We start from the raw sequence: 7,522 nt of genomic DNA on the forward strand, positions 1-7,522 counted from the left end.
ATTTTTGATTAAATCAAAAATCATAGTTCGCATTTTCTTAGTTAGAAGCTAGAAAATAATAGTTAATTCCCAGCCTCCAGAGGATCTTATTTCATCATATTGGTTTTCAGTAAGTAGTGGTGCCCAGCCGTGATGTCATATTGAACAAGCTGGTAGTCGTGCCACAGCTTCTTCTGCTTCTTGGTAAAGGAATTGTAGTTAACCACCTTGCCCTGCTGGTTGACGTATTCGGGGGCCGAATTGAAGCTGTTGGTCCCATTTTGCTGGGTACTCAGCGCGTAGGCCGGCAGCTCGTGGTAGAGCCGGGTAAGCAGCGCCTGGTATGGGGTGACACGGGAGTTGGTCTGCTCAGCGGCCATCGCGATGAAGTCGTTCGGGCCGACGTAGTGCGTCGAGCGGGTCAATTTCCGTGCTCCCTGGCGCTGGGCGGCCGGGTTGGAGTAGATGAAGTAGTCGGTCTCGTGCAGCTTCAGGCCATCCTTCTTCATACTGTTTCGGTAGATTCCAGGCAGGTGGTCCCCATAGAAGACCAGGGTGATCGGCCGATTGAGCTTGCTGATCTCCTTGATGAAGTGGTCCACCGCCGCATCGGTGTAATGAATCCCCATCGCATAGTTCTCGACCTGGGCGGGGTCCGTCCCGTCGCCAACCGCGGCGTGGAAACGGTTGATCCCGTTGTAGAGGTTGTTGTACGGCAGGTGGTTCTGCATGGTGACCAGGTTGATGAACTGGGCGCCATGATGGGCCTTGAGCTGGTCCAGAGTATTGGCGTAGGCCGTCTGGTCAGACATATAAGTGTTCCGATCAATCTTCTTCTGGTGCCTGATCGGGTACTGCTTGCTGCCGAGGTAGGAGAACTTCTTGAAGCCGAATTTCGGATAGTCGGTTCCCCGGTCGTAGAACTTCTTGGAGTACGGGTGGATGGCGGCCGCGTATTTGAAGCTCTGCACGATCGTCGGGTTGTGCTTGAGGTATGGCACCAGCTGGGTGTACGGCGTCGACAGAGTCTGGGCGAAGTTGCACATTGCAAACCCGGTCAGAGACATGTACTCCATGTCGGCGGTTCCGCCACCGTAACCAGAACTAATCATGATTCCAGAGGTCGTCTGCTTCTTGATGTGGTCAATCCTCGGAATCGGGTTGGCCTTGAGGGTGACGCCGGGAACCCGGTCGGGGTTGGCGAAACTCTCACTCAGGTTGAAAATGATGGTCTGGTCTTTCAGCTGGTCGGTCCGAGTAGCATTGATCTGGCGAGCCGTCTGGTTGTACTCACGACTGATCCGTTCCATGGCGGCCTTGGAGTAGCCGTGGGGTCTGGTCATGACCGTGATGTCGACATTGTTGAGAAACTGGACAGTGGGTCCGTTCTGCTTGGCCCCAACAGCTTGGTGGATGAAGTGCGGCTGGTCGTCTAATCCAGCCATGATGGTCTGCATCCGGGAGCCGTGGTGGTTCCAAAAGGCGGAACTACCGAAGGCGCAGACGGCGAGGATTAGCCAGAAAATTCGCCACGGCCAGGTGAGCCGCTGAGCCCGGTAGCGGTGTTCCAGTACGACGATGGCGACAATGACCACGACGATAGCGATGCCGCTGTAGATGAGCAGGTGGTAGTCGATCATCTTGAGCAGGCTGTCAAGGTCGTCGATCATTGCCAGTTCAGATGGCAGAATGGGTTCATTTCGCAGGTTCATCTTTTGAATATTGGCGATGATCCAGATAATATTACTCATCCCGGTGACCAGCAGCGATAGCCAGTAGCGGTTAGTCAGTGCCTGGAGCGCCTTGAAGGTTAGGAAGATCAAAAGAGTTGTCAGCCACAACATCGACTGTTTGACGAAGATGGTATCGTTACCCATGTAGTAGATAGAAAGGTCGGCTAGCACGTAAGCGACCAGGAAGGCCAGCAGGCTGGGCCAGCGGTGGCCGATAGCCCTTGTGACCCGCCGAGTGATCGTTGATAGCTGCTGATCAGTAGTTTGGTCGGTGGCAGTAGCGAGACAGCGGTTGATCCGCCGGCTGAGCTGCCAACGGGCCTGCAGCCCATAAGGAAGGATGAGGCCAATTGCCATCCCTAATAATGCTAGGAATAGGATAATGCCGATCTGCCCTGCAAAGTTCGCAGTAAGGCTAGTCAGTTTAGCTGCCCGGCTGATGACAACCGGGTCGCTAAACAGGACTGCCAGGCCGGTCAGAAAGTAGCCGGGGTAATCCAGGGCTGCAACAAATCGGGTTAGCTGCTTGGAAAACAGGGTAAAGGTGCAGCCGGCAATAATCACGGTCGGCAGGAAGGTTGGCGTGGTGAAGCGGCCAGCGGTAACCATTGATGCGTGTGTCTGGAAGGCTGCGTTGGGCATGACGGCCACCAGCAGAATATTTATAATCAGGGCTGCGCTTAGCCATTTGATAGTCCGGCGGCGGTTAACGGTCAGCTGGTCAGCCAGGGCCCCGATTGTCAGGATCAGTAAGTAAAAGGCAACTGAATTGCCCTTCAGAAGGCCGAACATATCCTGATTAAAGAGCGATGTTGCTGCTAATGGCAAGGCCAGCAAGGTAATCCCCGTCGAAGCGCTATGCTTGCTGGTTTTGGTACGCAACCAGGGCAAAATGCCGCTGGCAATGATGACGGCAGTTGCCAGCGGAGCGGCGTTGCGACTGATGGGCAACAGGGCGTTGTAGAGACGATGGTAGTTGAATTGGTTAAAGACCAGCCAGTCAACGATGACCGCCAAAGAGGCCGTTAAGATAGTATAGAGCCATAATTTAACGGTTCGTGCAAGACTAAAGGTCTGCCGTGTTAGAACAGCCCCGATCGTCAACAGGACGGTCAAAAAGACGATGATGGTTCCGCTATGGAGAAGCTGGATCCCCACCATGGTCCAATTATTGTGTGCGTATTTGACATAGGTTAGTTGTGGTGCCCAGATGATGGCGTTGATTCCCCAGCCAAAGATAAGGAGGGTGAACGGCCACCAGGCCCGAACGTGTTTCATCGAAGATATCTCCCATTTAGTAATCAAATATAACCAGTATACCGCAAATTAATTTAAGACGCGGTTAAGAATTATTTCCCGTTACAAACATTGCTATTGACATGGTGTCACTATGAAAAGTAAACTAAAAGTGACACGGTGTCACCACACGCCTAATTTTACAGAAAGTTCGTGATAGGAAATGTTTCTAGCATTAAAAGAAATTAAACACTCTAAATTCCGTTACGCTCTGATCACCATCATGATCATAATGATCAGCTACCTGGTCTTTATCCTGATGGGGATGATGCTGGGGCTGGCCAACGAGAACAAGGCCGCCATTAACTCGTGGGGAACCCAGACGGTCTTCCTTAATAAGAACGCCAACGGTAGCCTGAGTGCCGCGATGATTACCAAAGATCAGCTCCCGACCAATGGTTTGAGCGACCACGAGGCCCTGGTTGGTCAAGTCCCGGTGGTCATCACCAGAGCTGGCAAACACCAGCAACTGAAGGAAAACGCCCAGGTGATTGGTTTGGATCGCCAGCAATTTATCGCTAAGCATAAAATCAAGCTGACGGCTGGGCACCAGGCAAAGGGTGCTCACCAGATCGTGGTGGATGAAGGACTGCGCACCAAGGGGTATCACATTGGCGACCAGGTTCGCCTGAATTCCAGCCAGCAGAAGTACGAGATTGTCGGCTTTGCTAAGAACGCCAAGCTCAATGTGACCCCAGTCATCTATACAACTCTTGCCAATTGGCAGCAGCTGAAAGGGGTCAATGACCAGGTCGTCGCCAGCGGAATAGTTGCCGACCGCGTTGAGCCGGCCAAGCACTTTAACCAGTTGAGCCGCTATTCCGTAACCGGCTTTATTCAAAAGCTACCCGGCTATACGGCCCAGAACAATACCTTTACATTCATGATTGCATTTCTGATGGTGATCTCACTGGTGATCATCGCCGTCTTCCTGTATATCTTGACAATGCAGAAGATGAGTAATTATGCCGTCCTGCGTGCTCAGGGAATCCCGGCCCGCCATCTGGTCAATGCAACGCTGGCCCAGGCGGTAGTCTTGATGTTAGTCGGTGTGATTGGCGGGGTGATCTTTACTTGGATTACCCAGCTGCTGCTGCCGCCAGCTGTCCCAATGTTAATGAACTGGCCGATTATTGCTGGGATCAGTCTTATCCTAGTGGTTCTCGGCATGCTTGGTGCGCTACTGCCAGTGCGGATGATCCTTAAGATTGACCCAGTGCGGGCTTTGAACAATTGATAGGGGGATGTAACGATGACTGCAATCAAATTAAGTAATATTAATAAGTTCTTCGGCTCGGGACTAAGCCGCGTTGAGGTATTGAAAGACGTGAACTTCACCGCCGATTTAGGCGAGCTAAGTCTGATCCTCGGGCCATCAGGCTCTGGGAAGAGCACCCTCCTGACGATCATGGGCGGCCTGCAGACGCCTGATAGCGGCACGGTCCTGATTGACCAGCAGAACCTTGCAGATTTGACTCCCAAGCAGCGCGACCAGCTGCGCCTTAATAAGATCGGCTTTGTCCTTCAGTCGTATAACCTTTTGCCCTACCTGAGTGTCCGGGATCAGTTCAAGCTGGTTGAGCGGGTTAAATGCCGGGGGAACCTGTCATCAGCCGAGTTGGATCACCTCCTGGAGGAATTGGGGATCGAGCGCCTTCTTGACCAGTATCCGGGTGAATTATCAGGCGGGCAGAATCAGCGGGTTGCAATCGCCCGGGCGCTGTATACCAACCCGCAGATTATTTTGGCCGACGAACCCACGGCAGCTCTTGATAGCAACCGGGTGAAGGTTGTCGGCCGGCTTCTCAAGCAGATGGCCCAGCAACACCACAAGGCCGTCATCGTGGTAACTCACGACCTGCGGCTACGGGAGTTTGCTGACCACACCTATCAGCTGATGGACGGGCAATTAACACAGGAAAATTAATATTTCCCGGGAAATTCCCATGTTCTAATTTATTTCTAAAATGCTGTCTTTGCTTAGCGACAATGGGCCGCTCTTGGTATAATTTAATTAGGTAGCCTACAAAAACTAAGTAAAGGAGACACACATGGCTTTTCTAGAACTGCATGATATTCATAAGTCATACTATCTCGATAAAGAAGAATTTCCGGTTCTTAAGGGGATCAGTCTGGACTTTGAACGTGGGGAGTTTGTATCTATCCTCGGAGAATCCGGTGGTGGTAAATCGACCCTGATGAACATCATCGGCGGCCTCGACCGCAATTTCAAAGGTCAGGTCCTGGTTAATGGCCAAGTACTTGACCACCATGACCAAAAGCAATTGGACAATTACCGGCGGTCAACCGTTGGCTACATCTATCAATCCTACAACCTGATTTCTCATCTGACGGTGCTCGATAACGTGCTGATTGCCCTGGATATGACCACCATGAGTCGTGAGGAGCAGCGGCAACGCGCCCTCAAGCTGCTGGACAAGGTTGGCCTGGGGGACCAGGTCGATAAGCATCCTAACCACCTGTCTGGAGGACAAAAGCAGCGGGTCGCGATCGCCCGGGCACTGGCCAGTGACCCGCAGATCATCATTGCCGATGAGCCGACTGGGGCCTTGGATGCTGAGAATACCCAAGAAGTGCTGGCCTTGCTGGATGACATTGCCAAGGATGGCAAGCTGGTCATTGCGGTCACCCACTCTCAGGAAGTGGCGGACCACGGGACACGGATTGTTCACCTTGCCGATGGCGTCATTGACGGTGATGAGCGGCTGCGGCCGACTTACCCCCTGCCTGACCAGCCAACGCACATTGCTTCCCGGCCGCTCCCGGCAGTTGCCAGTTATCGGACGGCCTTCAAGCACCTGATGTATAACTTCTGGCGTAATTCACTGATCATGCTGGGGACAGCGATCGGCATCTTTGCCGTGATCCTCTTTACGGGCCTCGGCAACGGGATTAATGGGTATATCCAAGACCAGATCAACTCACTGGCCAATCCCCGGGCGGTGACGGTTCACAAGAATCCCACGGGGAAGAAGATGACCCAGGATCAGCTCCAGGCTTCGATGCAGAACATGGCGGCTGATCCGCAGTCGATGCTGATCAGTGAGCATAACGTTGACCGGCTGCGCAAGCTCAAGGATGTTTCGGCGGTGGAACCAGGAATAATCGTTCCGGGCTTCCGTCTGTCCTACCAGAAGATGCAGCAGAGCGGAACTAACCTTTCGACCTGGAACCACTCCGTTACCACCCGGGCCATCAAGCACGGTCATAAACCGGGCAATAACGAGATTCTCCTGACTAAACAGCAAGCAATCCAGCTGACCAGTCCGACTAAGTATCGGCAATTGATCGGCAAGCAAGTCCACATTTCCTTTAATTGGATGGACAACAATAATAAACCAGTACCGGTGGAAAGTGATGTTCGGGTGAGCGGGATCGCGGATGGGCCGAGTGCCGTCACCGCGATGAACTACACGACGATGCACCGCCTGATGAAGGATAACGGCGGGACGACGGATGCTAACTTCGTGGCCGCATTCGTCAGCGACCTTGATCAGGTCCAGACGGTGGCCAACCGGATCGATAACATGCGTGACGGCAGCAACAAGCGGATCTTTGGCGCGATTACCGTTGGCTCTGTCCTGAAGACCGTTAATACCTATGTCAGCCTGGCCTCAACCGTTCTGGCGGCGATTGCCGGAATCTCACTCCTGGTATCGGCCCTGATGATCATCGTGACGATGTACATGTCGGTATCGGAGCGAACCAAGGAGATTGGAATCCTGCGCGCATTAGGCGAGCGGAAGAAGGATATCCGGCGGCTCTTTACCTCTGAATCGATCCTGATCGGTCTATTTTCGGCGGTCTTGGCGATGGTTCTAGCATTAGCAGCGACGGCAATTCTTAACCACGCCCTGTACGGTATGATTAAGTACAACGTTGTTCAGATTACCGCGGGGAACATCGTCTTTGCCTTTGTGGTGGCAATTGTGATTTCCTTCATTGCAGCCCTGCTTCCAGCACACCGGGCAGCCAACCTGAACCCAATTGATGCCCTGACGGCAGATTAGAATTAGCGAGAAGTTCAACTCTTTTGGTACCAACCAATTGAGTTGGTTTTTTGATTTACTATACAGATCATTGTTGATAGTATGATAAATTAAAATAGACCATAAAAATTTATTAGGTAGACCAAAATAGGCGTATAATAAATAACGGAGGTGTTAAAAGTGACGACAGTTTTTGTTCATGATAATGATAAGACGCAAACGGTTCATTGCTCTGACGGTACACAAGGAGTCATGCAGATTACGGATGTTGACTCAGCACCAAAGTACGATTTTAAGTTTTACGGCCATGCCCACCCGGGGTTCTACCTAAATGCGAACCAGTATCACAGTGGTGAGGAATTAAAGGTAGACGACGTTCTGGATACAGAAGAATTTCAATTGAAGTTTGTCTAATTAAACTAAATAAAAGGCAGATTGCAAGAAATAACTTGAACGAATTTAATGACGTAAATTAAGCAGGAAGATCTCGATTGGTGTGCGCCA

At 51.9% G+C, this 7,522-nt stretch carries 5 protein-coding genes; 4 read left to right on the plus strand and 1 reads right to left on the minus strand.

Annotation, left to right across the window (positions count from 1 at the left end; translation table 11 throughout):
- Positions 1-86 precede the first annotated feature (86 nt).
- Positions 87-2,990, minus strand: a complete 2,904-nt coding sequence (locus QOS10_RS08675) for an LTA synthase family protein (RefSeq protein WP_283595086.1) — start codon at positions 2,988-2,990, stop codon at positions 87-89.
- Between the two features lie 181 nt (positions 2,991-3,171).
- Between QOS10_RS08675 and QOS10_RS08680 the strand changes: the two genes are divergently transcribed.
- From QOS10_RS08680 to QOS10_RS08695, 4 genes are all read left to right on the plus strand, one after another.
- Positions 3,172-4,245 (plus strand): ABC transporter permease, encoded by a 1,074-nt coding sequence (locus tag QOS10_RS08680; protein ID WP_283595087.1) that lies wholly within the window; start codon positions 3,172-3,174, stop codon positions 4,243-4,245.
- Between the two features lie 15 nt (positions 4,246-4,260).
- Entirely contained in the window at positions 4,261-4,935 is a 675-nt protein-coding gene (locus tag QOS10_RS08685; RefSeq protein WP_283595088.1) for an ABC transporter ATP-binding protein, read from the plus strand.
- 124 nt (positions 4,936-5,059) lie between these two features.
- Complete coding sequence (locus tag QOS10_RS08690; RefSeq protein WP_283595089.1) at positions 5,060-7,039, plus strand: ABC transporter ATP-binding protein/permease; 1,980 nt, start codon at positions 5,060-5,062, stop codon at positions 7,037-7,039.
- A 159-nt stretch (positions 7,040-7,198) separates the two neighbouring features.
- Positions 7,199-7,432 (plus strand): hypothetical protein, encoded by a 234-nt coding sequence (locus QOS10_RS08695; RefSeq protein ID WP_283595090.1) that lies wholly within the window; start codon positions 7,199-7,201, stop codon positions 7,430-7,432.
- Positions 7,433-7,522: the final 90 nt, after the last annotated feature.

The organism is Limosilactobacillus galli, from assembly GCF_947381495.1.
GTDB lineage: Bacteria > Bacillota > Bacilli > Lactobacillales > Lactobacillaceae > Limosilactobacillus > Limosilactobacillus galli.